This window comes from Pseudomonas sp. B111 (assembly GCF_026428275.1).
Lineage (GTDB): Bacteria > Pseudomonadota > Gammaproteobacteria > Pseudomonadales > Pseudomonadaceae > Pseudomonas > Pseudomonas aeruginosa.
The window spans coordinates 903,373-928,108 of sequence record NZ_CP097857.1; the positions used below are offsets into that span (position 1 = coordinate 903,373).

Annotated in this window: 20 protein-coding genes; 10 read left to right on the plus strand and 10 right to left on the minus strand. The window is 68.3% G+C overall.

Features of this window, described 5'->3' with window-relative positions; all coding sequences use genetic code 11:
• Positions 1 to 66 precede the first annotated feature (66 nt).
• Positions 67 to 1,782: an MFS transporter gene (locus M6E97_RS04155; protein ID WP_003103747.1), complete on the minus strand. Its 1,716-nt coding sequence runs from the start codon at positions 1,780 to 1,782 to the stop codon at positions 67 to 69.
• Positions 1,783 to 1,998: 216 nt separating this feature from the next.
• On the opposite strand from M6E97_RS04155, the gene M6E97_RS04160 reads away from it, so the two are divergent.
• Positions 1,999 to 3,324, plus strand: a complete 1,326-nt coding sequence (locus tag M6E97_RS04160; protein WP_034064904.1) for a phospholipase — start codon at positions 1,999 to 2,001, stop codon at positions 3,322 to 3,324.
• A 117-nt stretch (positions 3,325 to 3,441) separates the two neighbouring features.
• On the opposite strand, the gene M6E97_RS04165 is transcribed toward M6E97_RS04160, so the two are convergent.
• The 5 genes from M6E97_RS04165 to M6E97_RS04185 form a co-directional block, all read right to left on the minus strand.
• A complete protein-coding gene (locus M6E97_RS04165) occupies positions 3,442 to 3,672 on the minus strand; it encodes a YheU family protein (protein ID WP_003091959.1) in 231 nt (76 codons plus the stop codon).
• A gap of 50 nt (positions 3,673 to 3,722) precedes the next feature.
• Complete coding sequence (locus M6E97_RS04170) at positions 3,723 to 6,479, minus strand: hybrid sensor histidine kinase/response regulator (protein WP_267262521.1); 2,757 nt, start codon at positions 6,477 to 6,479, stop codon at positions 3,723 to 3,725.
• Between the two features lie 136 nt (positions 6,480 to 6,615).
• The gene (locus tag M6E97_RS04175) at positions 6,616 to 7,812 is read right to left on the minus strand and encodes an osmoprotectant NAGGN system M42 family peptidase (RefSeq protein ID WP_003091951.1); all 1,197 of its coding nucleotides are present in this window, start codon (positions 7,810 to 7,812) and stop codon (positions 6,616 to 6,618) included.
• Positions 7,809 to 9,566, minus strand: a complete 1,758-nt coding sequence (gene ngg, locus M6E97_RS04180; protein ID WP_003091949.1) for an N-acetylglutaminylglutamine synthetase — start codon at positions 9,564 to 9,566, stop codon at positions 7,809 to 7,811. The genes M6E97_RS04175 and ngg overlap by 4 nt, the downstream gene beginning before the upstream one ends.
• A 40-nt stretch (positions 9,567 to 9,606) precedes the next feature.
• The gene (locus tag M6E97_RS04185; protein ID WP_034005775.1) at positions 9,607 to 11,376 is read right to left on the minus strand and encodes an N-acetylglutaminylglutamine amidotransferase; all 1,770 of its coding nucleotides are present in this window, start codon (positions 11,374 to 11,376) and stop codon (positions 9,607 to 9,609) included.
• Positions 11,377 to 11,518: 142 nt separating this feature from the next.
• Here M6E97_RS04185 and M6E97_RS04190 point away from each other — a divergent pair, with 142 nt between their 5' ends.
• Complete coding sequence (locus M6E97_RS04190; RefSeq protein ID WP_003091943.1) at positions 11,519 to 11,992, plus strand: MarR family winged helix-turn-helix transcriptional regulator; 474 nt, start codon at positions 11,519 to 11,521, stop codon at positions 11,990 to 11,992.
• Positions 11,993 to 12,234: 242 nt separating this feature from the next.
• On the opposite strand, the gene M6E97_RS04195 is transcribed toward M6E97_RS04190, so the two are convergent.
• Positions 12,235 to 12,987: a sulfite exporter TauE/SafE family protein gene (locus tag M6E97_RS04195; protein WP_003117537.1), complete on the minus strand. Its 753-nt coding sequence runs from the start codon at positions 12,985 to 12,987 to the stop codon at positions 12,235 to 12,237.
• Between the two features lie 100 nt (positions 12,988 to 13,087).
• Positions 13,088 to 15,052, minus strand: a complete 1,965-nt coding sequence (gene mnmC, locus M6E97_RS04200) for a bifunctional tRNA (5-methylaminomethyl-2-thiouridine)(34)-methyltransferase MnmD/FAD-dependent 5-carboxymethylaminomethyl-2-thiouridine(34) oxidoreductase MnmC (protein WP_033990953.1) — start codon at positions 15,050 to 15,052, stop codon at positions 13,088 to 13,090.
• On the opposite strand from mnmC, the gene M6E97_RS04205 reads away from it, so the two are divergent.
• From M6E97_RS04205 to M6E97_RS04220, 4 genes are all read left to right on the plus strand, one after another.
• Complete coding sequence (locus M6E97_RS04205) at positions 15,051 to 15,170, plus strand: hypothetical protein (protein WP_003091936.1); 120 nt, start codon at positions 15,051 to 15,053, stop codon at positions 15,168 to 15,170. The two genes, mnmC and M6E97_RS04205, sit on opposite strands and share 2 nt — an antisense overlap.
• 25 nt (positions 15,171 to 15,195) lie before the next feature.
• Entirely contained in the window at positions 15,196 to 16,686 is a 1,491-nt protein-coding gene (gene pap, locus M6E97_RS04210) for a polyphosphate:AMP phosphotransferase (protein ID WP_003091935.1), read from the plus strand.
• Between the two features lie 152 nt (positions 16,687 to 16,838).
• A complete protein-coding gene (locus M6E97_RS04215) occupies positions 16,839 to 18,023 on the plus strand; it encodes a thiolase family protein (protein ID WP_033940773.1) in 1,185 nt (394 codons plus the stop codon).
• Between the two features lie 128 nt (positions 18,024 to 18,151).
• Positions 18,152 to 18,817 (plus strand): YceH family protein, encoded by a 666-nt coding sequence (locus tag M6E97_RS04220; RefSeq protein WP_003091932.1) that lies wholly within the window; start codon positions 18,152 to 18,154, stop codon positions 18,815 to 18,817.
• Between the two features lie 223 nt (positions 18,818 to 19,040).
• Here M6E97_RS04220 and M6E97_RS04225 read toward each other — a convergent pair whose 3' ends face one another.
• Both M6E97_RS04225 and M6E97_RS04230 read right to left on the minus strand, forming a co-directional pair.
• Complete coding sequence (locus tag M6E97_RS04225; protein WP_003091930.1) at positions 19,041 to 20,612, minus strand: malate:quinone oxidoreductase; 1,572 nt, start codon at positions 20,610 to 20,612, stop codon at positions 19,041 to 19,043.
• 202 nt (positions 20,613 to 20,814) lie between these two features.
• On the minus strand, positions 20,815 to 21,024 hold the full coding sequence (locus M6E97_RS04230) for a DUF6316 family protein (protein WP_003091929.1): 210 nt from the start codon (positions 21,022 to 21,024) through the stop codon (positions 20,815 to 20,817).
• A 205-nt stretch (positions 21,025 to 21,229) separates the two neighbouring features.
• Between M6E97_RS04230 and M6E97_RS04235 the strand changes: the two genes are divergently transcribed.
• From M6E97_RS04235 to M6E97_RS04250, 4 genes are all read left to right on the plus strand, one after another.
• Positions 21,230 to 21,868: a peroxiredoxin gene (locus M6E97_RS04235; RefSeq protein ID WP_003091927.1), complete on the plus strand. Its 639-nt coding sequence runs from the start codon at positions 21,230 to 21,232 to the stop codon at positions 21,866 to 21,868.
• A 250-nt stretch (positions 21,869 to 22,118) separates the two neighbouring features.
• Positions 22,119 to 23,123 (plus strand): aliphatic sulfonate ABC transporter substrate-binding protein, encoded by a 1,005-nt coding sequence (locus M6E97_RS04240; protein ID WP_023088137.1) that lies wholly within the window; start codon positions 22,119 to 22,121, stop codon positions 23,121 to 23,123.
• Positions 23,124 to 23,126: 3 nt separating this feature from the next.
• A complete protein-coding gene (locus M6E97_RS04245; protein ID WP_003091924.1) occupies positions 23,127 to 23,951 on the plus strand; it encodes an ABC transporter permease in 825 nt (274 codons plus the stop codon).
• Positions 23,948 to 24,697 (plus strand): ABC transporter ATP-binding protein, encoded by a 750-nt coding sequence (locus tag M6E97_RS04250; RefSeq protein ID WP_003091922.1) that lies wholly within the window; start codon positions 23,948 to 23,950, stop codon positions 24,695 to 24,697. The genes M6E97_RS04245 and M6E97_RS04250 overlap by 4 nt, the downstream gene beginning before the upstream one ends.
• The last annotated feature ends 39 nt before the right edge of the window (positions 24,698 to 24,736 follow it).

Here is a 24,736-nt window from a genome sequence, read left to right on the forward strand (position 1 = left end):
GCCGGCGTTGGATTGCGGATAACGCCGCTGGCGCTGTCCGCCCCAGGGGACTGCCAGGCCCCGTTCTCAACTCCCCGCCGTCGCGCCCGCCTCGTCGTTGGCCGGCGGCGTGGCGCTCTTCACCAGCGGCGTATCGTAGCTGCTGGCCTCGTAGCTCACGCAATGGCGGATCTGCGGCGGACCGTCGCCGGCATGCAGGGCGGTGACGTTGTCGATGACGATCTTGTCGGCCAGGGTCATGCGGTCGAGCATGCGCAGGTGCTGGATCCAGTTGTCCACCAGGAACAGTTCCTGCCAGACCTCCGGGTTGCTCACGTCGCGGAACAGCGACCAGCGCTCCGCGCCGTTGCGCAGGCGCAGGCGGCGCAGCGGCTGGGCGGCGCGAACGAAGTCGCGGGTGCGCTCGGCGGGAATCCGGTATTCGATGGAGACCAGCACCATGCCCCGCCGCGTGTTGAAGACGAAGCTCGGCTGCCCGGGCATGCTCGCCGGCGCGCGGGAAATACTGGCTGCGTCCATTTCCGGCAGGCGCGAGTTGTATAGCAGGATCACCGAGGCCAGCAGCAGGCAGCCGGCGGCCAGCAGCGCACCGTGCACGGTCATGGTCTCGGCGAGATGGCCCCAGAGGAACGAACCCAGCGCCAGGCCACCGTACAGCGCGGTCTGGTACAACGCCAGGGCGCGCGCCTTGATCCAGTCGGGGACGAGGATCTGCACCGCCGAGTTGTAGGTGGCGAGGGCGCCGATCCAGCAGCCGCCGCCGAGGATCAGCACCGGGAACAGGACCCAGAGGTTGTCTACCAGGCCGAGGGTCAGCAGGATCAGCGCCAGGGTGAAGCCGGCCAGACTGATCAGCCGGCTGCTGCCGATCCGCTGGCGCAGGCGCGAGACCTGGGTGCTGCCGAGGATCGCGCCGAGGCCGAGGGCGCCGAGCATGTAGCCGTAGATCGCCGCGTCGCCGTCCGGGTTGCGGTGCGCCAGCAGCGGCAGCAGGGCCCAGACCGCGCTGGCGGAGAGGCCGAAGGCGAAGGAGCGCATCATCACCAGGCGGGTGACGGTTGAGTACTGGGTGAAGCGCAGCGCCGCGGTGACGCCTTCGAGGATGCCTTCCGGCGGCAGGCTGCGCTTGGGCACGTCGCGCCGCCACTGCCAGATCGCCCAGATCAGGGCCATGTAGCAGAAGCTGTTGAACAGGAACACCCAGGCCGGTCCCACCGCGCTCAGCAACAGGCCGCCGAGGGCCGGGCCGGCGGCGCGGGCGACGTTGTAGTTGACGCTGTTGAGCAGCACCGCGTCGCTGACCATGCGCGCCGGCACCTGCTCGTTGACCGCCGCCTGCCAGGCCGGGATGGTCACCGAGCCGCCGAGGGAGATCCAGAGGATGGAGATGATCAGCAGCACCGGGTCGAGGTAGCCGAGGAAGGCCAGCAGGGTGGCGAACATCGCCCCGGTCATCTCGAAGCTGAGTCCCCAGAGCATGATCTTGCGCCGGTCGTGGTTGTCGGCGATGACCCCGGAGAGGATCGACAGCAGCACCAGCGGCAGCGCCGCGGCGACCTGGATCATCGCCACCATCAGCGGGCTGGCGTGGGCGTCGGTGACCACCCAGGCGGCGGCCACCGACTGGGCCCAGGTGCCGAGGTTGGCGAACAGGTTGCAGATCCAGATGATGCGGAAGGCCTGGATCGAGAACGGCGCCCAGGTGCCGGTGCGTTCTGGCTTGGCCGCTTGGCCTTCGGGTTTGAGGGGCAGGTCGTGCTTGGGCGAAACGGACTGGAGCATCAGATGGGTGCCTTGTATCAGCGTGCCTGATGTCGGGAAAGTCTAGCCGCCTGGCGCCTGGGCGCCATTGATGGCGGTCATGGGGCCGGCCCGGCGTGGATAGACATTGGTCCGATGGCGCTATCGGAGAGTTCCGATGTCCAGGCAGGACAGTGCCCTGGGTGTCCCGCATTGGTAGGCTTGCCGGCACCGAGTCGAGACAAGAGCGAAAAGCCGATGAAGTTGCTGTTGCGTTGCCTGCTGCTGGGGGCGTGGGTCGTCTCGCCGAGCCTGTGGGCCTGGTCCAACCATACGGTGGGCAGCTACCTGGCATTGCGCGAGCTGGCGGCCATCCGCGAGGCGCCGGAAGTCGAGGTGGAGCCGCTGGAGGCGTTCCTCGCCGCCGAGCGCGGCGGACTGGCCGCCCTGCTGGACGAGCAGGAAGCCTACGCCCGAGCGCATATCGGCAACTACCCGGCGCGTCCGGACGCCCTGCGCTTCGCCGCCGACGGCGAGGCCGGCGACTTGCGCCAGGCGTTCCTCGCGGCGCTGCGGGTCAACCCGGAGATCCGCCTGGCGCTGGCGATCCAGCCGCTTCCCGGGCAGGACCAGCCGCAGCGCCCGCACCTCAAGCCACAGGAGGTGCTGGTGTTCCAGAACCTCTCGCCGTGGACCGCCTGGCGTTTCATCCGCCTGGAGCCCGGCGAGCGAGTCGCGCCCCTGGCAGTGCTGGCCACCGCCGCCGACGAACCGGACTACGGCCACGACATCAACCTGTTCAGCGACAACCCCGGCGAGGCCGGCCAGCGCTACGGCTTCGGCACCCAGCCATTCGGCGACCCGCGCTTCGAGTTCAGCTCCCAGGCGCCGTTCCACATGGGCTTCTACCACGAGGCGGCGGTGATCTACAGCGGCGCGCCGTTCCTCGCCCGGGCCTGGCCGGAATGGCGTGCCTACCAGTACTTCGGCCTGTCCCGCTTCGCCTTCGCCAACGGTCATCCTTACTGGGGCTACCGGTTCCTTGGCTGGGGCATGCACTACATCCAGGACATCACCCAGCCCTACCACTCCACGCCGCTGCCCGGTGCCAGCCTGGCGGCGATGCTACAGATGGAGGGCAAGGCATTGCTCGGCTACCCGGAGGAAAAGCAGGCGGCCATCGAGCGTGTCGCGAACCGCCATACCGCGGTGGAGAAATACCAGTTCGACTGGCTGCGCCACCTGCTCCGCGACGGCCGCCCGCAGCCGATGCTCGACGCCTACGCCGACACCCGCCGCGACGGTGCCTATCCGGCCTATTCGCCGACCTACTTGCGCGAGGTGGTGGCCGCCGAGTCGAACGCCCACGCCGCGGCCTTCGACGCCGCCATCGGCGAATGGCTGGCCGCCCGCCCGGCCTTCGCCGCGCAGGACTTCAGCGAGAGCAACCAGCCACGCCCCGAGGCCCACGACAATGCGGCGCTGAACGCGCAACTGATCGAACTGATCGGGCATTTCGGCGCGCATAGCCGGAACATCGCCAGGGCGGCGTTGGAAACGGAGGAGGGTGGGGCGAAGGAGTGAGGGGGCGGGCGGATAACCGCGAGCGGTTATTCGCCCTGCGGAGCGGGGGCGCTGTCCGGCGTTTCCGGGGTGTGCAGGGCGGCGAACCCGCCCCGCCAGGCGGGTCGATGCCGCGACTCAGTCGCGCAACAGCTCCGCAGGCACCTCGCTGCGCAACATCAACTGGCACTGCTGGCTCTCCGGGTCGAACAGGATCACCGCCTCGCCCCGCCGCAAGGCATGCCGGGCGCGTTCTACACGCACGTCCAGCGGGGTCTCATCGCCATTGTCGGTGCCTTCGCGGGTGACGAAGTCTTCCAGCAGGTTGTTCAGGGTGTCGGCTTCGAGCAGGTCGTGGGGGATCAGCATGGCGGTACTCCGGTATGGCGGCGAATGCTAGCGCGACGCATCGCGTACTGTCATGCCTGTCGCGAAGGCTGGCCGAGCAGGCGTTCGAGGGTGGCATAGAGTTCCGCCCGGTCCACCGGCTTGCCGAGGTAGGCGTCCATGCCGGCCTCGATTCCGGCCCGGCGGTGTTCGTCGAGGATGTGCGCGGTCAGGGCGACGATCGGGACGCGCGGCCAGCCCTGGGCACGCTCCTCCCGGCGGATCAGGCGGGTCGCCTCGAAGCCGTCCATTTCCGGCATCTCGCCATCCATCAGGATCAACTGGATGCCGTTCGGGTCGCGCAGGTACTCGTCCAGTGCGAGCCGCCCGTTGCCGGCCAGGCGCACCGCGTAGCCGCGCTTGGCGAGGAAGCCGCGCACCACCAGCTGGTTCACCGGGTTGTCCTCGGCGACCAGGATGCATGGGGCGTCCAGGCGTTCGTCCGGGGCCGCCTCGCTGCTCCGCCCTGGCTGTCGGCGCCGCTCCCGGTACAGTTCCAGCAGGGCTTCGCGCAGGGCCTTCACCGCCACCGGCTGGGCCAGGGCCAGCAGGCGCAGGCCTTCGTGCGGCGGCAGGTCCTGGCAGTGCTGCGGCGGGCATAGCAGGAGGATGCGCTGGCCTTGCTCCAGTTGCGCATAGAGGGTGTCCAGCCAGATCGACGGCGGCCCCGGCCAGGGCGCCGCCAGGACCAGCAGGGGCGGTGCGCTGAAGTCCTCCAGGTAGGCGTTCAGCCGTCTCGGCTGCAGGCAGCGTTCGACCCGCAGCCCCCAACGCTCCAGCAATGCCTGCAGGCAGTCCAGGGTCAGGTTGTCCTCGCTGGCCAGCAGGGCCGGACGGTGTTGCAGCAGTTGCGCCAGTTCGTCCGCTTCGCCGGCGTCGAGGGCGGGGCTGAGCGGCAGGTCGACGCTGAACCGGGTGCCCTTGCCCGGCTCGCTGCTCACCTCGATGCGCCCGCCCATCATCTGCACCAGCTCGCGGCTGATCGCCAGGCCAAGGCCGCTGCCGCCGTAGCGGCGGGTGGTGCTGGAGTCGGCCTGGGAGAAGGATTCGAACAGGGTCTTCTGCGCCTGGGCGGATATCCCGATGCCGCTGTCGCTGACGCTGTACAGCAGGCGCTCGCGTCCGCCCTCGTCGAAGCGCCGCTGCACGCGCACGGCGACATGGCCTTCGGCGGTGAACTTGAGGGCATTGCTGAGCAGGTTCATCAGTACCTGGCGCAACCGCGTCGGGTCGCCGTTGAGGCGGCGCGGCACGCCCCTGTCCAGGCCGAGATGCAGGCGCAGGCGTTTTTCCACGGCCTGGGCGCTGAACAGCGCCAGGGTGTCGGAGAGTAGTTCCTCAAGATCGAAGTCGATGCGCTCCAGGTGCAGCTTGCCGGACTCGATGCGAACGTAGTCGAGGATATCGTTGATCACCGACATCAGCGCGCTGCCGGAGCTGGCGATGGTCTCCACGTAGGCCGCCTGGCCGCGGTCCAGCGGGGTGTCGCGGAGCAGTTGCAGCATGCCCAGCACGCCATTCAGCGGGGTGCGGATCTCATGGCTCATCTTCGCCAGGAAGCGGCTCTTCGCCTCGTTCTCCACCCGCGCCTGCTCGGCCGCCTGGCGCGAGCGGAAGCCTTCCTCCTTGAGCGCATTGATGCGGTCGGCGAGGCCGATGGACAGGGTCACCAGTTCCACGGTCATGCCGATCTTGACCACGCTGCTGCCGAACAGGCCGAACAGTTCGAAGCCCAGCGAGGCGGCGGTGGTGACCAGGAACGACAGCAGCAGCGCGCCCCAGGCCAGGATGTAGTAGAGGCCGTAGCGCAGGCCCTGGCGCCAGACGTGGACGCCGGCCAGCAGCAGGCTGAGGGATACCAGCATCACCGTCAGGCTGGCGAGGACGTTCCAGGCGCGCAACCCCACCAGCGGCTCGCTGGCCAACAGGGCCACGCAGGCCAGCAGCAGGCCGCGGAGGAAGCGGTCGAGGCGCGGGAAGTCGCGGCGGGTGTAGAGGTAGCCGCGGCTGAACTGGATCGACACCAGGCAGCTCAGGTACATCAGCAGGTAGATGCCGGCCGACTCCAGCGCCACGTGTCCGGGCAGCAGCTTGAACAACAGGCCGTCGAAGCTGGCGGAAAACAGGCCGAGGCTGAGGTTGTACAGCAGGTACCAGGCGTAGGTGGCCTCGCGCAGCGAGACGAAGAGGAACAGGTTGTAGCAGAACAACCCGAACAGCACCCCGTAGAAGGCCCCGTTGAAGCCCATCAGGGTTTCCTGGCTGGCCGCGCTGGCCGCGTAGGTGCTGAAGTACAGCGGCACGTAGACAGTGCTGGTGCTCTGCACGCGCAGCAGCAGGGTGCTCTCGCCGGGCGGCAGTCGCAGCGGGAACCAGAAGTTGCGCACCTGCACCGGGCGCTGGGAGAAGGCGAACAGGTCGCCGCTCTCCTGCTGTTCGATGCGCCCATCGGCGGTCAGCAGATAGACCTTGAGGTCGTCCAGCAGCGGGTAGTTGATCTCCAGGAAACCGGCCAGGTCGGTGCCGTTGCGGTTGTCCAGGCGCACCCTGAACCACCAGGCTGCGGCGTTCTTGCCGAAGTTCGCGTGGTCGCCGCGCAGGGCGGCGAAGGCCTGCGCCGGCAAGGCGAGGATGTCGCCCAGGCGCGCCTTGCCGCTGGCGTCGCGGTAGTACTCGGCGTATGCGCCCAGGGACAGGCGCAGGTCCTCTCCGTCCAGCGGCGCGGGCGGCTGCGCCTGGGCCGGCAGCGCGCAGCAGAGCAACAGCAGGACCAGGCAGAGTCGAGACATGCAACTACTCCATGGACACGAGTCGGCACGCATGATGCTACGGAGGAAACGAGACAGGCGAGGGAACCTGCCATCAGCCTAGCAGTTGGCTGGAGAGGAGGGCGGCCTCCCCGGGGGCGGGGAGGCCGGCGCGGGTTCAGTCCTTGTCGCTGTTGTTGCTGCTGTCGAGCACTTCGTCCACCGGCGGGACGTGGGTGCAGCTTTCCATGTGCACCGGATGCTCGAGCTGCTTGTTGAAGCGTTCCAGCGAGGTTTCCCGGGGCTTGGCGTCGCTGGCGAAGACCGGCGGGCTGAGGATGTAGGCGGTGAGCAGCCGGCTCAGCGCGGCGAGACTGTCGATGTGCGTGCGCTCGTAGCCGTGGGTGGCGTCGCAGCCGAACGCCAGCAGCGCGGCGCGGGTGTCGTGGCCGGCGGCGATCGCCGACTGCGCGTCGCTGTGGTAGTAGCGGAACAGGTCGCGGCGCAGGGCGATGTCGTGGCGCTCGCCGAGCCGCAGCAGGTGCCGCGACAGATGGAAGTCGTAGGGCCCGCCGGAGTCCTGCATGGCCACGCTGACGCTGTGCTCGTTGGAATTCTGGCCTTCGGCCACCGGGGCGATGTCGATGCCGACGAACTCGCTGACGTCCCAGGGCAGGGCGCCGGCGGCGCCGGAGCCGACTTCCTCGGTGATGGTGAACAGCGGGTGGCAGTCGATCGGCGGCTCCTGCCCGCTTTCCTTGACCGCCTTCAGCGCCGCCAGCAGCGCCGCGACCCCGGCCTTGTCGTCCAGGTGGCGGGCGCTGATATGGCCGCTCTCGGTGAACTCCGGCAACGGATCGAAGGCCACGTAGTCACCCACCGAGATGCCCAGGCTCTCGCTGTCGGCGCGGCTGGCGGTATAGGCGTCGAGACGCAGCTCGATGTTGTCCCAGCTGATCTTCAGGTTGTCCACCTCGGTATTGAAGGCGTGGCCTGAGGCCAGCAGCGGCAGCACGCTGCCACGGAACACGCCCTGTTCGGTGAACACCGTGACCCGGCTACCCTCGGCGAAGCGGCTCGACCAGCAGCCTACCGGGGCCAGGCCGAGGCGGCCGTTGGGCTTGATCTCGCGGACCAGCGCGCCGATCGTGTCGAGGTGCGCGGAAACCGCCCGGTCCGGGGTATTCAGGCGGCCCTGGAGGGTCGCCCGGATGGTTCCCCGGCGAGTCATCTCGAAGGGCACGCCAAGTTCGTCGAGCTGCTCGGCGACATAGCGCACGATGGTATCGGTGAAGCCGGTGGGGCTGGGGATGGCGAGCATCTCCAGCAGCACCCGTTGCAGGTAGTTGAGGTCCGGTTGTGGCAGAGGGGTCATGAAGGCACCTCGCGGCTGAGGGGGAAGAGAAGATCGACGAAGCGTTCGGCGGTCGGCTGCGGCTCGTGGTTGGCCAGGCCGGCGCGCTCGTTGGCTTCGATGATCACGTAGTCGGGCTGGTCGGCGGCCTCGACCAGGAAGTCCAGGCCCACCACCGGTATTTCCAGGGCCCGCGCGGCCTGGATCGCGGCCTCGCGGAGGGCCGGATGGAGGGCGTCGGTGACGTCCTCGAGGATGCCGCCGGTGTGCAGGTTGGCGGTGCGCCGCACGGCCAGGTGTTCGCCGCTGGGCAGCACGTCGTCGTAGCCATAGCCGGCGGCCCGCAGGGTGCGCTCGGTCTCGTGGTCGAGCGGGATGCGGCTTTCCCCGCCGGTGGCGGCCTGGCGCCGGCGGCTCTGCGCCTCGATCAGCTCGCGGATGCTGTGCCGGCCGTCGCCGATCACCGCGGCGGGACGACGGATGGCGGCGGCCACCACCTCGTAGCCGATCACCAGCACGCGCAGGTCGTGGCCGGCGTGGTAGCTCTCCAGCAGCACGCGCGAATCGAAATGGCGGGCGGCCTCGATGGCCTCCTCGACCTCGTCCGCGGTACGCAGGTCCACCGCCACGCCCTGGCCCTGCTCGCCGTCCACCGGCTTGACCACCAGCGAACCGTGCTCGGCGAGGAACGCGGCGTTTTCCTCCGCGCTGCCGGCCAGGCGCTGCTGCGGCTGGCGCAGGCCGGCGTGCTGCAGGGCGCGGTGGGTGAGGACCTTGTCCTGGCAGAGGGTCATGCTCACCGCCGTGGTCAGGTCGGAGAGCGATTCGCGGCAGCGGATCTGCCGGCCGCCCTGGGTCAGGGTGAACAGGCCGCCCTCGGCGTCGTCGACGCGTACCTCGATGCCGCGCCGGTGGGCCTCGTCGACGATGATCCTGGCGTAGGGGTTGAGGTCTTCCTCCGGGCCGGGGCCGAGGAACAGCGACTGGTTGATGCCGTTCTTGCGCTTGATGGTGAAGGTCGCCAGTTCGCGGAAGCCGAGCTTGCGGTAGAGCGCCTTGGCCTGCTGGTTGTTGTGCAGCACCGAGAGGTCGAGGTAGGCCAGTTCGCGGCTCATGAAGTGCTCGACCAGGTGCCGTACCAGCGCCTCGCCGACGCCCGGCCGGCTGCATTGCGGGTCCACCGCCAGGCACCAGAGGCTGGAGCCGCCCTCCGGGTCCTGGAACGCCTTGGCGTGGTTGAGGCCCATCACCGTGCCTACCGCGACGCCAGTGTCGGCGTCCTCGGCCAGCCAGTAGATCGGCCCGCCCTGGTGGCGCGGGCTGAGGCGCTCGGTCTGCACCGGAAGCATGCCGCGTGCCAGGTACAGGCGGTTGATCGCCGCCCAGTCCTCCTCGGTATGCACCCGGCGGATGCGGAAACCGCGTGGCGGACGGCGCGCCGGGCGGTAGTCGGTGAACCACAGGCGCAGGGTATCCGAGGGATCGAGGAAGAGCTGCTGCGGGGCGTGGGCCAGGACCTGCTGCGGCGCCGCCACGTAGAGCGCGATGTCGCGTTCGCCGGGGGCTTCCTGCAACAGGTCGCGGGCCAGTTCCTCGGCGTCCGGGTAGGTCTGCCCGATCAGCAGGCGGCCCCAGCCGCAGTGGATGCTCAGCGGTTTCTCGGTGGGCTCGCTGTGATCTTCGGCGAGACGCGCCTGCAGGCGTTCGTAGGTGGGCGCCTGGATACGTTGCAGGCGCTGGTTGTGCGGGTGAGGCAGATGCAAGTGGCCTTTCATGATCGCTCCTGGTTCGGGCCCCTGCGTTGGGGGCCCATTTTCAAAGTCCCTGTTCGCTGAGCCAGAGGTTGAGGGCGGCCAGCTGCCACAGCTTGGAGCCGCGCAGCGGTGTGAGGTCGCCGTCCGGATCGCTCAGCAGGCGATCGAATATCGCCGGCTGGAACAGGCCGCGGTCCTGGCTCGGGTCGAGCAGCAGCTCGCGTACCCATTCGCGGGTGCGGCCCTGCAGGTGCTTGAGGCCGGGCACCGGGAAGTAGCCCTTGGGCCGGTCGATGACTTCGCTGGGAATCACCTTGCGCGCGGCACCCTTGAGCACCTGCTTGCCGCCATCGCCGAGCTTGAAGCGGGCGGGAATGCGCGCCGACAGCTCGGCCAGGCGGTAGTCGAGGAACGGCACGCGGGCTTCCAGGCCCCAGGCCATGGTCATGTTGTCGACCCGCTTGACCGGGTCGTCGACCAGCATGATCGTGCTGTCCAGGCGCAGCGCCTTGTCCACCGCGGCCTCGGCGCCGGGGCTGGCGAAGTGGTCGCGGACGAAACGCCCGGCGACGTCCTCGACGCGGAAGCGCTCGCCGACGGTGGCCAGGTATTCCTCGTGGTCGCGGTCGAAGAACGCCGCGCGGTACGCGGCGAAGGCGTCGTCGGCGCCATCCACCTTCGGATACCAGTGGTAGCCGGCGAACAGCTCGTCGGCGCCCTGGCCGCTCTGCACCACCTTGCAGTGCTTCGAGACTTCCCGCGCGAGCAGGTAGAAGGCGATGCAGTCGTGGCTGACCATCGGCTCGCTCATGGCGCGGAAGGCCGCCGGCAACTGCTCGATCACTTCGTGCTCGCCGATGCGCAGGCGATGGTGGCGGGTGTGGTAGCGCTCGGCGATCAGGTCGGAATACTGGAACTCGTCGCCGCGCTCGCCGCCGGCATCCTCGAAGCCGATGGAGAAGGTCAGCAGGTTGTCCACCCCGGCCTCGTGCAGCAGGCCCACCAGCAGGCTCGAATCGACCCCGCCGGAGAGCAGCACGCCGACCTCGCGGGCGGCGCGCTGGCGGATCGCCACCGCTTCGCGGAGGCCGTCGAGGACGCGCTCCTGCCAGTCGTCGAGCGTCAGCTCGCGCTCGTCCGGGCGCGGGCCGTAGTCCAGCGTCCACCAGGTGCGCTGCTCGCAGCTTCCGTCGAGGTCGACGCTCATCCAGGTCGCCGGCGGCAGCTTCTTCACGCCCTCCAGCAAGGTGTGCGGGGCGGGAACCACGGCGTGGAAGTTGAGGTAGAAATTCAGCGCCTGCGGATCGAGGTCGCTGGCGATGTCGCCGCCCTTGAGCAGGGCCGGCAGGCTCGAGGCGAAGCGCAGGCGCGAGTGGTCGAGGCTGTAGTAGAGCGGCTTGATGCCGAGGCGGTCACGGGCCAGGAACAGCCGCTGGCGATCGCGCTCCCAGACGGCGAAGGCGAACATCCCATTGAGCCGGGGCAATAAATCGGCGCCCCAGGCATGGTACCCCTTCAAGAGAACTTCGGTGTCGCCGCCGGAGAAGAACCGATAGCCAAGGCTTTCCAGTTCGCCACGCAGTTCGGGGTAGTTGTAGATGGCGCCATTGAACACCATGGCCAGGCCGAGATCGGGATCGATCATCGGTTGGCCGGAAGCTTCCGCCAGGTCCATGATCTTCAGCCGTCGATGTCCGAGGGCGATCGGGCCCTGGGCATGGAAACCCCAGGCGTCGGGGCCTCGAGGGGCCAGGTGGTGGGTGATGCGTTCGACCGCTGCGAGGTCGGCTGCCTGGTTGTCGAAACGAAACTCTCCTGATATGCCGCACATATTCCTTACCGGTTCTCCGTTGGGGAAGTGGGTTACGTACTCCTTCCGGGTACATGACTTACCTAACAGAGGACCGTTACAGTTGGAAGGAGTTCTATACGAATTTTCCGGGCCTATCAGGACCCTTAACGAAGAATTTATTATGGTTGAAAGTAATAAGACCGCTGCCGATACCTATTCGCTCGCTATTTTCCGCGCCATCCGCCGCCTCCAGCAGGCCGCTGAAATCCACTCCAAGCGTCTCAGCCGATACGGCGGCCTGACCCCGCTGCAATTGCTGATCCTGCATGTCCTGGCGGTGGAGGGAGAACTGACCGCGACGCAACTGGCCAAGCTGGTCAGCCTGTCCCAGGCATCGCTCTCCGGCGTGCTCGACCGCCTCGAAGGACGCGGCCTGCTCTATCGTCGGCGCGACGAACAGGACCGGCGCAAGTCCTGGCTGCACCTCGACCCGGCCGGCCACGAAGCCCTGGCGGAGGCGCCGCCGCTATTGCCGGAGTACGTGATCGAGCGCTTCGCCGCGTTGCCCGAGTGGGAGCGCCACGGCCTGCTGGCCGCGCTGCTGCGCGCGGCCGACCTGTTCGGCCTGCCGGAAGAGGACGTCGAAGAAGAGTGAGGGCGCCAGGTTCGCTACGAAAGACAGTCGCGTCGGCGGTCTTTACCTGGCGAACCTGCCGATGCCTTGCCGGTGCAGGCTGGTGGACAAGCGCGTTGTACGCCATGGCGTGACCTCCGCGTAGGGCGGATAACGCCGTCGGCGTTATCCGCCGACCCAGCGATATCCGCCCGACGACATGGCATGACCGTCGAGCAGGGCGCATGACGCCGCTTCCCCGGTGCCCCGGCCGCCGAGGAAAGCTACCCGCCGTAGAGCTTCTGCGCCGCCAGGGAGAAGCTCACCGCCACCAGCATCAGCGCGAACAGGCGTTGCAGGGTCGGGCCGCCGAGGCGCTGCGCCAGCAGGTTGCCGCCGAGCACGCCGACCGCGCCGCCGGCGGCGAGGCCGCCGAGCAGCGGCAGCGGCGGGTGGGCGCCGGTCAGGTAGATCAGGAAGCCGCCGCCGGAGACCAGCGCGATCACCGCCATCGAGGTGGCGGTGGCGGCCATCATCGACAGCGGGGTGAACCAGAGCAGCCCCGGCACCACCAGGAAACCGCCGCCCACGCCCATCAATCCCGACAGCAAGCCGACCGCCAGGCCGATGCCGAGCAGCGGCAGGCTCCGTGCCTGGTCGCTGGCCTCGCGTTTCATCCCGGCGCCGCGCCACATGCGCCAGGCCGACCAGAGCACCAGCAGGCAGAAGGCGACGATCAGCACGCCTTCCGGGACGAAGCGGCCGAGCCATTGGCCGACGGCGTTGCTCGGCAGGCCGGCCAGCGCCAGGACCAGCACCGGCCGCCAGGCCACCTGGCCCTGGCGCGCGCGCGGGATGGCGCCGATCAGCGCCGACAGGGCGACCGCGCCGAGGCTCACGCCGATGGCGTCGCGCAGCGGCAGGTGCAGGCTGAGCAGCAGGGGCAGGGCGACCAGCGAGCCGCCGGCGCCGGTGAGGCCGAGCAGCAGGCCGAGAACGGCGCCGATGCCCAGGGATTCGAAGAGCAGTACATCCATCGTCGATCAACTGTTTCCGCGGGTGAGCCAGCCGGTGGTCCGGTATGGCCTGCGCGTGCGGCAGGCCCGAAGGGTAGCGCAAATCGGTGCGCCCGGGGCTTCAGCCGCGCTGCCCGCGCACCAGGTCGCGCAGCAGGAAGCGGTTCGGGTGGCAGGCCTCGGCCACCGCGCGCGGCAGCGGCAGCGGCTCGCCGCAGATCCACGCCGCCAGCAGTTCGCCGGACAGCGGCGCGCTGATCAGCCCGCGCGAGCCGTGGCCGCTGTTCAGGTACAGGCCTGGCAGCCAGGGGCAGGCCCGCTCCGGCACCTGGCGGGCGTCGCGGGCGAGCACCGCGTAGGCCTCGTCGAAGGCCGCGCGCTCGGCCAGCGGGCCTACCAGGGGCAGGTAGTCGGGGCTGGTGCAGCGGAATGCCGCGCGGCCTTCCAGGCGCTCCAGCGGCAGGTCGTCGGCGCCCAGGCGCTGCAGCAGGTCGGGGGATATTTCCCGCAGCAGTTCGAGGTTGCCCTGGTGTTCGGCGAGGGTCGGCGCCAGGTCTTCGCTCTTGAAGTCGAAGCTGGCGCCGAGGGTGTGTTCGTCGCCACGCGGCGGTGCGACGTAGCCCTCGGCGCAGACCACGGTGCGCAGCGCCCGACTTTGCGGGGTGGCCGGCAGGCGGGTGACCTGCCCGCGAATGCGCTTCAGCGGCAGCTCGGCGGCGGGCGGGAAGTCGCGGATGTCGGCGGCGGTGGCGAGGATCGCGAGTGGCGCGCGGGCCAGGCATTCGTCGCCGGCGTAGGCGCACCAGTCGTCGCCCTCGCGGCGCAAGCGTACCGCCCGGCCGCTCAGCAGGGTGATCCCGGGGGTGGCGGCCAGGGCCTGGCACAGCGCGGGCGGATGGACCCAGCCGGCTTCGGGATAGAACAGGCCGCCGGCGGGCAGGGCGACGCCGGCGAGGCGCTCGGCCTGCTCGCGGTCCAGGCCGTGCAGCAGGTCGGCGGGGAAGGCTGCGGCCAGTTGCGCCTGGCGTTGCGCTTCCTTGGCGTCGAAGGCCAGTTGCAGTACGCCGCAGGCGTCCCAGTCGCGGCCGCGCCGCAGGCGTTCGAGCAGCCGGCGGGTATGGCCGAAGCCGCTGAGCACCAGGCGCGACAGCGGCGTGCCGTGGGCCGAGAGTTTCAGGTAGAGCACGCCCTGGGGGTTGCCCGAGGCTTCCCGGGCGAGGCCGGGATGGCGTTCGATCAGGGTCACCTGCCAGCCGCGCGCGGCGAGGCTGGCGGCGCTGGCGCAGCCGGCCAGGCCGCCGCCGACCACCAGTGCCGCGCGGCGCCCGGCGTGGGGCGCGGGGCGTGCGTACCAGGGCTTGCCGGCGTTCGCCGGCGGCCCCTGGTAGGTGCCGCCGAGCATCTCGCGCTTCTGCCCGTAGCCCGGTACCCGTTGCATGGCGAAACCGGCCTCGATCAGCCCGCGGCGGACGAAACCGGCGCTGGTGAAGGTGCCCAGGGTCGCCTGCGGCGCCGACAGTCGCGCCAGTTCGGCGAACAGCGCGGGCGACCACATGTCCGGGTTCTTCGCCGGGGCGAAGCCGTCGAGGAACCAGGCGTCGACCCGCGCGTCGAGCTGCGGCAGGCACTCCAGGGCATCGCCCAGCAGCAGGGTCAGGCCGACCCTTCCGCCCGCGAACGCCAGGCGCTGGAAGCCCGGATGCAGGGCGAGATACTGGTCCAGCAGGGCTTCGCTCCAGGGCGCCAGTTCCGGCCATAGCGCCAGGACGCGGCGCAGGTCGGCGGCGGCGAGGGGGAATTTCTCCACGCTGACGAACTCCAGACGCGCGCCGGCCGGAGCAACCCGTTCGAACAATTGCCAGGCGCAGAGGAAGTTCAGTCCGGTGCCGAAGCCGGTCTCGCCGATGCACAGCACCTCGCCGTCGCCCAGCGCGGCGAAGCGCTCGGCCAGGCGGTTGGTGGCGAGGAACACATGGCGCGTCTCGTTGAGCCCGGAATGCCGGGAAAAATATACGTCGCCGAAGGCGCGGGATAGCGGCTGGCCGTTTTCGTCCCAGTCGAGCTGGGCATGCTGGAAGTCGGACATGGCAGAACCTGAAAAAGCGGATGGCGCATTTTACGGGGCTTTGCCGGCCAGCGGCGAGGCGCTGCGCGAACATGCCGCGGCGCCGCGCAGACAGCCGCACGCCGATCCGCTACCTTGAAGGACTCAGGTTAAGGGAGACCTCCATGTTCGAATCCGCGGAAGTTGGCCACAGCATCGACAAGGACACCTACGAGAAGGCCGTCATCGAGTTGCGCGAAGCGCTGCTCGAGGCGCAGTTCGAGCTCAAGCAGCAGGCGCGCTTCCCGGTGATCATCCTGATCAACGGCATCGAGGGCGCCGGCAAGGGCGAGACGGTCAAGCTCCTCAACGAGTGGATGGACCCGCGCCTGATCGAGGTGCAGAGCTTCCTCCGTCCCTCCGACGAGGAACTGGAGCGGCCGCCGCAGTGGCGCTTCTGGCGGCGCCTGCCGCCCAAGGGGCGGACCGGTATCTTCTTCGGCAACTGGTACAGCCAGATGCTCTACGCGCGGGTCGAGGGGCATATCAAGGAGGCCAAGCTGGACCAGGCCATCGATGCCGCCGAACGCTTCGAGCGCATGCTCTGCGACGAAGGCGCGCTGCTCTTCAAGTTCTGGTTCCATCTCTCCAAGAAACAGTTGAAGGAGCGTCTCAAGGCGCTGGAGAAGGATCCGCAGCACAGCTGGAAGCTCAGTCCGCTGGACTGGAAGCAGAGCGAGGTCTACGACCGCTTCGTGCATTACGGCGAGCGCGTGCTGCGCCGCACCAGCCGGGACTACGCGCCCTGGTACGTGGTGGAAGGCGCGGACGAGCGCTACCGCGCCCTGACCGTCGGCCGCATCCTTCTCGAAGGGTTGCAGGCCGCGCTGGCCACCAAGGAGCGCGCCAAGCGCCAGCCGCACGCCGCACCGCTGGTGTCGAGCCTGGACAACCGTGGCCTGCTGGACTCCCTGGACCTGGGCCAGTACCTGGACAAGGACGCCTACAAGGAGCAGCTCGCCGCCGAGCAGGCGCGCCTGGCCGGGCTGATCCGCGACAAGCGCTTCCGCCAGCATTCGCTGGTCGCGGTGTTCGAGGGCAACGACGCGGCCGGCAAGGGCGGCGCCATCCGCCGCGTTACCGACGCGCTGGACCCGCGCCAGTACCATATCGTGCCGATCGCCGCGCCGACCGAAGAGGAGCGCGCGCAGCCCTATCTCTGGCGCTTCTGGCGGCACATCCCGGCGCGCCGCCAGTTCACCATCTTCGACCGTTCCTGGTACGGCCGCGTGCTGGTGGAACGCATCGAGGGCTTCTGCGCACCGGCCGACTGGCTGCGCGCCTATGGCGAGATCAACGACTTCGAGGAGCAGCTCAGCGAGTACGGGATCATCGTGGTGAAGTTCTGGCTGGCGATCGACAAGCAGACCCAGATGGAGCGCTTCAAGGAGCGCGAGAAAACCCCCTACAAGCGCTACAAGATCACCGAGGAAGACTGGCGCAACCGCGACAAGTGGGACCAGTACGTGGACGCGGTGGGCGACATGGTCGACCGTACCAGCACCGAGATCGCGCCCTGGACCCTGGTCGAAGCCAACGACAAGCGCTTCGCCCGGGTCAAGGTGCTGCGCACCATCAACGACGCCATCGAGGCGGCGTACAAGAAGGACAAGTGAGGCCTGCCGGAATGCGGCGCCGTCCTCTCCAGGGGATGGCGACGCATACGCCGGATGAATGATCGGTGCCTCGCGCGATTGCCTCGCCTTATCCTCGCTCGATCCGGCCGCTGCCCCGGCGGCCGCCCGACAATAACAGCGAGGGTTCCCCCATGCGTGAAGTGGTGATCGTCGACAGCGTCCGGACCGGCCTGGCCAAGTCCTTCCGCGGCAAGTTCAACCTGACCCGGCCGGACGACATGGCCGCCCACTGTGTCGACGCGCTGCTGGCGCGCAACGACCTCGACCCGCTGCTGGTGGATGACTGCATCGTCGGCGCCGGCTCCAACGAAGGCGCCCAGGGCCACAACATCGGGCGCAACGTGGCGGTGCTCTCCGGCCTCGGCATCCAGGTGCCGGGGATGACCCTCAACCGCTACTGTTCCTCCGGCCTGCAGGCGATCGCCATCGCCGCCAACCAGATCGCTTCCGGTTGCAGCGAGGTGATCGTCGCCGGCGGCGTCGAGTCGATCACCCTGACCCTGAAGAGCGTCAACACCGACCACCTGGTGAACCCGCTGCTGCAAAGGGAGGTGCCGGGCATCTACTACCCCATGGGGCAGACCGCCGAGATCGTCGCCCGTCGCTACGGCATCACCCGCGAGGCCCAGGATGCCTACGCCCTGCAGAGCCAGCAGCGGATGGCGCGAGCCCAGGCGGACGGGCTGTTCGCCGACGAGATCGTGCCGATGACCACCCGCTACGCGGTGGAGGACAAGGCCAGCGGCGAGAAGCAGGTGCTCGACGGAGTGGTCGACCGCGACGACTGCAACCGCCCGGACACCACCCTCGAAGGCCTGGCCTCGCTGAAGCCGGCGTTCGCCGAGGACGGTTCGGTCACCGCCGGCAACGCCTCGCAACTCTCCGACGGCGCCTCGATGACCCTGCTGATGAGCCTGGAGAAAGCGCTGGCGCTGGGCCTGGAGCCGAAGGCCTTTTTCCGTGGCTTCACCGTGGCCGGCTGCGAGCCGGACGAAATGGGCATCGGTCCGGTGTTCTCGGTGCCGAAGCTGCTCAAGGCGAAGGGGCTGAAGATCGCCGACATCGATCTCTGGGAACTCAACGAAGCCTTCGCCTCGCAGTGCCTGTACTGCCGCGACCGGCTGGAGATCGACAACGAGAAGTACAACGTCAACGGCGGCTCCATCGCCATCGGCCACCCGTTCGGCATGACCGGCTCGCGCCAGGTCGGTCATCTGGTCCGCGAACTGCGCCGGCGCAACCTGCGCTACGGCGTGGTGACCATGTGCGTCGGCGGCGGCATGGGCGCCAGCGGGCTGTTCGAAGCCGTACGCTGAGCCCGTGCGCGACGGCGGGCCCCGCAGGCCGGGGCTCGCCTCATGGGTTTTATTTACATGACGCTCCGTGCCATCCCCGGCGACTCGCGCTAGGCTAGGCGCCTTTTTCCTTGCATAGGGATGTAGCGATGTCCACCGAGCCCAACTCGCCGTTCGTCGACGACCCGCTGAGCGCCGTCGATGCACGGATTCTCGGCAGCCTCGTCGAGAAGCAGGCGACCACCCCGGAAACCTATCCGCTGACCCTCAATGCCCTGGTCCTGGCCTGCAACCAGAAGACCAGCCGCGATCCGGTGATGAACCTCACGCCCGGCCAGGTCGGCCAGAGCCTGCGCCAGCTCGAGGGGCGCGGCCTGGTCAGGCTGGTGATGGGCAGCCGCGCCGACCGCTGGGAGCACACCCTGGGCAAGGGCCTGGAATTGGTGGCGCCACAGGTGGCGCTGCTCGGCCTGCTGTTCCTGCGTGGTCCGCAGACCCTCAACGAACTGCTCACCCGCAGCAACCGCCTGCACGATTTCGACGACGTCGAGCAGATCCGCCACCACCTGGAACGCCTCGCCGGCCGTGGCCTGGCCGTGCACCTGGAGCGTCGCGCCGGGCAGCGCGAGGAGCGCTACATGCACCTGCTCGGCAGCCAGGCCGACCTCGAGGCCGCCGTGGAGGCGATGGGCAGCGACCCGGAACGCGCCGCGCCGGCCGCTCTGTCGGCCGATGCGGAAGCGCGGATCGCCGAGCTGGAGACGCGCCTGGCGGCGCTGGAGGAGCGCCTGGCCAGACTCGAAGGAGGGGCGTGATATCGCGGGTGGGCGCAATCGGTGACATGCAGGTTCCGGCGGATAACCGCGAGCGGTTGTTCGCCCTACGGCCCGCAGTGACTTTGTGGGCGGCGCTGCCTGTCGGGTAGGGCGCATAACGCCAGCGGCGTTATCCGCCGATGCGCCGCCCCGCAAGGCGAACGCCAACCCAAAAAAGCCCGGCTATTGCCGGGCTTTTTCATGCGCGCGCGTCGGTGGCCGATCAGGCCTCCGGCTGTACCGGCACGTGGATCAGTTGCAGGCGCTCGCTGCTCCAGGCACGGGTGCTGTTGGTCAGCTCGATGTCGTTGTTCAGCTTGCGCCCGTAAGACGGCACGATTTCCTTCAGGCGTGCCTGCCACTCGGGGGTGGCGACCTTGTCCTTGAAGGCCTTCTCCAGCACCGACAGCATGATCGGCGCGGCGGTCGAGGCGCCCGGCGAGGCGCCGAGCAGGGCGGCGACGGAGCCGTCGGCGGCGGTCACCACTTCGGTGCCGAATTGCAGTACGCCGCCTTTCTCGGCGTCCTTCTTGATGATCTGCACGCGCTGGCCGGCCTGCACCAGCTTCCAGTCCTCGTCGCGGGCTTCCGGGAAGTACTCGCGCAGCGAGGCCATGCGGTCGTCCTGGCTGAGCATCAGCTGGCCGATCAGGTACTGGCTGAGATCGAAGTTGTCGATGCCGGCGTTGAACATCGGGCCGATGTTGCTGCTGGTCACCGAGCCCGGCAGGTCCCACAGCGAGCCGTTCTTCAGGAACTTGGTGGAGAAGGTGGCGAACGGACCGAACAGCAGAACCGGCTTGCCGTCGATCATGCGGGTGTCGAGGTGCGGCACCGACATCGGTGGCGAACCCACCGAAGCCTTGCCGTAGACCTTGGCCAGGTGGCGCTTGACCACGTCCGGGTTGGTGGTGGCGAGGAACGAACCGCCCACCGGGAAGCCGGCATAGCCTTCGGCCTCGGGGATACCGGACATTTGCAGCAGCTTCAGCGCGCCGCCACCGGCGCCGATGAAGACGAACCTGGCCTTGACGCTGGTTTCCTTGTCGCCATTGGCCAGGTCGGCCATGGTCACGGTCCAGGTGTTATCGTCGTTGCGCTTGAGGTCGCGGACCTCATGTTGCAGGCGCAGCTTGAAGGTGTCCTTGGCCGACAGCGAGCCCACCAACTGGCGGGTGATCTCGCCGAAGTTGACGTCGGTGCCGATCGACATGCGCGTGGCGGCGATCTTCTGCCCCGGCTCGCGGCCTTCCATCACCAGCGGCACCCACTGCTTGATCTGCTCGGGGTCTTCCGAGTACTCCATGCCGCGGAACAGCGAGCTGTGCTGCAGGGCGGCGTGGCGCTTCTTGAGGAAGGCGACGTTGTCGTCGCCCCAGACGAAGCTCATGTGCGGGACGTTGTTGATGAACGACTTCGGATCGTTCAGCACCTTGCGGTCGACCTGGTAGGCCCAGAACTGCTTGGAGATCTCGAAATTCTCGTTGATCGCCACCGCCTTGCTGATATCCATCGAGCCGTCCGCGGCCTCGCTGGTGTAGTTCAGTTCGCAGAACGCCGAGTGACCGGTGCCCGCGTTGTTCCAGCCGTTGGAGCTTTCCTCGGCGACCTTGTCCAGGCGCTCGACCATCTCGATGGTCCAGCCCGGTTCCAGTTCGTTCAGATAGGTACCCAGGGTGGCGCTCATGATGCCGCCACCGATCAGGAGCACGTCGACCGGTTTTTCCGATTCGACGCTGTTTTTGGAGCAACCCAGCACGCTGACGCACAAAAGCATCAATAAGATTTTTTTCATGGATTTACCGCTAGAAAACGTGGAGAAGCGTGGATACGCACGACGTGGCAGGTATTCACCGGGTGAATGATACTGGAACTCACCCCCGATGTGAGTGCGTTCACATGCGGTGACATTTGCCTCGGCGTTCCGCCGAGAATACCTGCCTTCCCTTTCTTGAACGTTTCAGCCGCCGGGAAATAAATTCCGCGCCTGTATCGTTTCAGTGGGAACCCGGCGCCTGGATTTCCGCCGATTGGCGCATCCTGCGGATATACGCGTCGATTTCCCGCTCCGCGTCGAAACGGGTGAAGTAGGGACCTTCCAGGGTCCCTTCGCGGGTGGAGAAGAAGTACTGGCCATTCACCGAACTTATGCGATCGCTGCGGAAGCGGGTGGCCGGGACGGGATCGGTGGAACGTTTCCCCAACATGACGGCGACTCCTGGATGGCGGGCCAAGGTGATTTCAGTGTAGGCGGGGGTTGGCCGGGCGGCAGGCCGGCGGACGAAAGGAGACGGATTTCCAGGCGAAGGGTTGGGTATTCTATTTTTGGTTATAAGAAAATCTGAATTTATTCTTTTTAACGTCGACCGGCCTTGGGCATAGTGGGTCCCAACACGAACAAGGAGTGACCCCATGAGCCTCAGACTCGGCGACATCGCCCCCGATTTCGAACAGGATTCCAGCGAAGGGCGCATCCGCCTCCACGAATGGCTGGGCGACAGCTGGGGCGTGCTGTTCTCCCACCCGGCCGACTTCACCCCGGTGTGCACCACCGAGCTGGGCTTCACCGCCAAGCTCAAGGACCAGTTCGCCCAGCGCGGGGTCAAGGTCCTGGCGCTGTCGGTGGACCCGGTGGACTCGCACCTGAAGTGGATCGACGATATCAACGAGACCCAGGACACCCGGGTCAACTTCCCGATCATCGCCGACGCCGATCGCAAGGTCTCCGAACTCTACGACCTGATCCACCCGAACGCCAACGACACGCTGACCGTGCGTTCGCTGTTCATCATCGACCCGAACAAGAAGGTGCGCCTGATCATCACCTACCCGGCGAGCACCGGGCGCAACTTCAACGAGATCCTCCGGGTGATCGATTCGCTGCAACTGACCGACGAGCACAAGGTCGCCACGCCGGCCAACTGGGAGGACGGCGACGAGGTGGTGATCGTGCCTTCGCTGAAGGACGAGGAAGAGATCAAGCGGCGTTTCCCCAAAGGCTACCGCGCGGTGAAGCCCTACCTGCGCCTGACGCCCCAGCCCAACCGCTGAGGCCGGATTCGTCCCGCCTGCATGGGCAGGCACGGCAGGCGGGACCTTTTATTCGACGGTGCGTGCCGTCATGCAACGCTGTTTAGCCACGAGCAGGGTTTTTGGCCGGTTTCGACCGGCCCTCTTTTTTATGTGCGCCAGCGCGTCGCCGCGACGCTTTCTATCCGCCATCCGTTTCCGAAACCGGCTCTGACTTGCCCGCCAGACGGGGAGAAGGCTCGCTCATCCACCTCCTTCCAGGAGCAGACGCATGATCGCCGCTCTCCGTCGCTGCCGGGCCTGGCTGGCCCTGCTCGCCGTTCTTGCCGTGTTTCCCGCGGCCGAGGCCGCCGACGCCCCCGCTGAAATCCGTCTCGACTATGCCTACTACGCCCCCACCAGCCTGGCGCTCAGGAAGTTCGGCTGGCTGGAGAAAAGCCTGGACGGCAGCGGCACCCGGGTGCGCTGGGTGTTCAGCCAGGGCAGCAACCGTTCCCTGGAGTACCTCAACGCCGGCAGCGTCGATTTCGCCTCGACCGCCGGCCTCGCCGCAGTACTCGCGCGGGCCAACGGCAGCCCGGTACGTACCGTATACGTCGCCAGCCGCCCGGAGTGGACCGCGCTGCTGGTGCGCAAGGATTCGCCGATCCGCAGCCTCGCCGAACTCAAGGGGCGCAAGGTGGCTGCCACCAAGGGCACCGATCCCTACCTGTTCCTGCTCCGCAGCCTGCACAGCGTGGGCCTGGACAAGAACGACCTGCGTATCGTCCACCTGCAGCATCCCGACGGCCGGGTAGCCCTGGAGAAGGGCCAGGTCGACGCCTGGGCCGGGCTCGATCCGCACATGGCGGCCAGCGAGTTGCAGGCCGGCTCGCGGCTGCTCTACCGCAACCTCGGCTTCAACAGCTACGGCGTGCTCAATGTCCGCGAGGATTTCGCCGAAGGCCATCCGCAACTGATCCGCCAGGTGCTGGCGGCCTACGAGCAGGCGCGCCACTGGGTGATCGGGCATCCCGACGAGGCCGCGCAACTGCTTGCCGAGGAAGCCGGCCTGCCGCTGGAAGTGGCTCGCCTGCAACTGTCGCGCACCGATTTCAGCCAGCCGCTGCCGGGCGCCGAACAGGTCGCCGCGCTCAAGGCCGCGGCGCCGATCCTGGCGGACGAGCGCCTGGTGCGGCCGGGCGTGGACGTGCAGAAGGTGGTCGACGAACTGATCGCGCCGCAGTGGGCCGCCGAGGTCATCGGCGGTGCCCCGTTGGCGCGCACGGAGCCCTGAGCCATGGTCAGCCAGAGCCTGCGACTGGCCCGGCGAGTTTCGCGCCGGGCGTGGCGACTGCGCGTGCCGGGCGCCTGGCGGGCCTGGGCCTTGCCGCTGCTGGCGCTATCGTCGTGGGAAGCGCTGGTGCGCCTGGGCTGGCTGCCGGCCTACCAGATGCCAGCGCCGAGCGGCATCCTGCTGACCCTGGTGGAACTGGCTCGCGGCGAGCTGTGGGGGCATGTCGGCGCGAGCCTGGCGCGGGTCGCCGCCGGTTTCGCGATCGGCAGCGGCCTGGCTCTGGCGGTCGGAACCTGGGTCGGCCTCAGTCGTCGCGCCGAAGCCTACCTCGAGCCGAGCTTCCAGGCCCTGCGGGCGATCCCCAGCCTGGCCTGGGTGCCCTTGCTGCTGCTCTGGTTCGGCATCGACGAGACGCCGAAGATCGTCCTCATCGCCCTCGGCGCCTTCTTCCCGGTCTACCTCGCGCTGGTCGCCGGGGTACGCGGGGTCGACCGCAAGTGGGTGGAACTGGGGCGGCTCTACCGTTTGTCGCGCTTCGCCCTGGTCCGCCGCATCCTCCTTCCGGCGGCGCTGCCGAACCTGTTCACCGGCCTGCGCGGAGCGCTCAGCCTGAGCTGGATGTTCCTCGTCGCGGCGGAGCTGATCGCCGCCACCCAGGGCCTCGGCTACCTGCTCAGCGACGGTCGGGAAACCTCGCGTCCGGACCTGGTGATCGCCGCGATCCTGGTCCTGGCGGCGCTCGGCAAGCTCAGCGACGGCCTGCTCCGCTCGCTGGAGCGCCGGGCCCTGCGCTGGCGCGACAGTTTCGACGGGGAGGGCGGCGCATGAGCGGCCTGCTCGACCTGCTGGAGATTCGCAAGGCCTATGGCGATACGCGGGTGCTGGAGGGCGTGGCGCTGTCGCTGGCGCCCGGCGAGGTGGTCAGCCTGCTCGGCCCCAGTGGTTGCGGCAAGAGCACCCTGCTGCGGATCGCCGCCGGACTGGACGATGACTTCCAGGGCACTGTCGAACGCAACCCGATCCTCGGCTTCGGCCCGGACGGCGAGAACGGCCGCAGCGGCGGAATCGGCGTGGTGTTCCAGGAGCCGCGCCTGTTGCCCTGGCTGACGGTGGCGCAGAACGTCGGTTTCGCCGACGGCTGGCTGGAGGACGAGCACTGGGTCGAGCGCCTGCTCGCCGATGTCGGACTGGCCGGCTGCGGAGGATTGCTGCCCAAGCAACTGTCCGGCGGCATGGCGCAGCGCGCGGCGATCGCTCGCGGTCTCTACGGACGGCCGCAGGTGCTGTTGCTCGACGAGCCGTTCAGCGCGGTCGACGCCTTCACCCGCATGCGCCTCCAGGACCTGCTGCAGGACGTGGTGCAGAACTACGAGATCAGCGTCCTGCTGGTCACCCACGATCTCGACGAGGCGTTCTATCTCGCAGACCGCGTGCTGCTGATGGGCGGCCGTCCCGGACACATCCGCCGCGAGTTCCACGTACCGCTGGCGCGTCCCCGCGATCGCCGGGCGGTGGAGCTGGCCTACTTGCGCGGCGAGGCCCTGACCGAAATGCAGCGGGCGCACGTGCTCTGAGGCAAGACCCCGAGCCGGGTTCTTATATTCTTTATGGAA

Bases quoted from the DNA above. Each gene is read 5' to 3' on its own strand.
- mnmC (WP_033990953.1), bottom strand. From the start codon at position 15,052: ATGTCCGACTTCCAGCATGCCCAGCTCGACTGGGACGAAAACGGCCAG.
- M6E97_RS04175 (WP_003091951.1), bottom strand. From the start codon at position 7,812: ATGACCCCTCTGCCACAACCGGACCTCAACTACCTGCAACGGGTGCTG.
- M6E97_RS04185 (WP_034005775.1), bottom strand. From the start codon at position 11,376: ATGTGCGGCATATCAGGAGAGTTTCGTTTCGACAACCAGGCAGCCGAC.
- M6E97_RS04190 (WP_003091943.1), top strand. From the start codon at position 11,519: ATGGTTGAAAGTAATAAGACCGCTGCCGATACCTATTCGCTCGCTATT.
- M6E97_RS04160 (WP_034064904.1), top strand. From the start codon at position 1,999: ATGAAGTTGCTGTTGCGTTGCCTGCTGCTGGGGGCGTGGGTCGTCTCG.
- ngg (WP_003091949.1), bottom strand. From the start codon at position 9,566: ATGAAAGGCCACTTGCATCTGCCTCACCCGCACAACCAGCGCCTGCAA.
- M6E97_RS04165 (WP_003091959.1), bottom strand. From the start codon at position 3,672: ATGCTGATCCCCCACGACCTGCTCGAAGCCGACACCCTGAACAACCTG.
- M6E97_RS04250 (WP_003091922.1), top strand. From the start codon at position 23,948: ATGAGCGGCCTGCTCGACCTGCTGGAGATTCGCAAGGCCTATGGCGAT.
- pap (WP_003091935.1), top strand. From the start codon at position 15,196: ATGTTCGAATCCGCGGAAGTTGGCCACAGCATCGACAAGGACACCTAC.
- M6E97_RS04225 (WP_003091930.1), bottom strand. From the start codon at position 20,612: ATGAAAAAAATCTTATTGATGCTTTTGTGCGTCAGCGTGCTGGGTTGC.
- M6E97_RS04235 (WP_003091927.1), top strand. From the start codon at position 21,230: ATGAGCCTCAGACTCGGCGACATCGCCCCCGATTTCGAACAGGATTCC.
- M6E97_RS04170 (WP_267262521.1), bottom strand. From the start codon at position 6,479: ATGTCTCGACTCTGCCTGGTCCTGCTGTTGCTCTGCTGCGCGCTGCCG.
- M6E97_RS04245 (WP_003091924.1), top strand. From the start codon at position 23,127: ATGGTCAGCCAGAGCCTGCGACTGGCCCGGCGAGTTTCGCGCCGGGCG.
- M6E97_RS04195 (WP_003117537.1), bottom strand. From the start codon at position 12,987: ATGGATGTACTGCTCTTCGAATCCCTGGGCATCGGCGCCGTTCTCGGC.
- M6E97_RS04220 (WP_003091932.1), top strand. From the start codon at position 18,152: ATGTCCACCGAGCCCAACTCGCCGTTCGTCGACGACCCGCTGAGCGCC.
- M6E97_RS04240 (WP_023088137.1), top strand. From the start codon at position 22,119: ATGATCGCCGCTCTCCGTCGCTGCCGGGCCTGGCTGGCCCTGCTCGCC.
- M6E97_RS04205 (WP_003091936.1), top strand. From the start codon at position 15,051: ATGGCAGAACCTGAAAAAGCGGATGGCGCATTTTACGGGGCTTTGCCG.
- M6E97_RS04230 (WP_003091929.1), bottom strand. From the start codon at position 21,024: ATGTTGGGGAAACGTTCCACCGATCCCGTCCCGGCCACCCGCTTCCGC.
- M6E97_RS04155 (WP_003103747.1), bottom strand. From the start codon at position 1,782: ATGCTCCAGTCCGTTTCGCCCAAGCACGACCTGCCCCTCAAACCCGAA.
- M6E97_RS04215 (WP_033940773.1), top strand. From the start codon at position 16,839: ATGCGTGAAGTGGTGATCGTCGACAGCGTCCGGACCGGCCTGGCCAAG.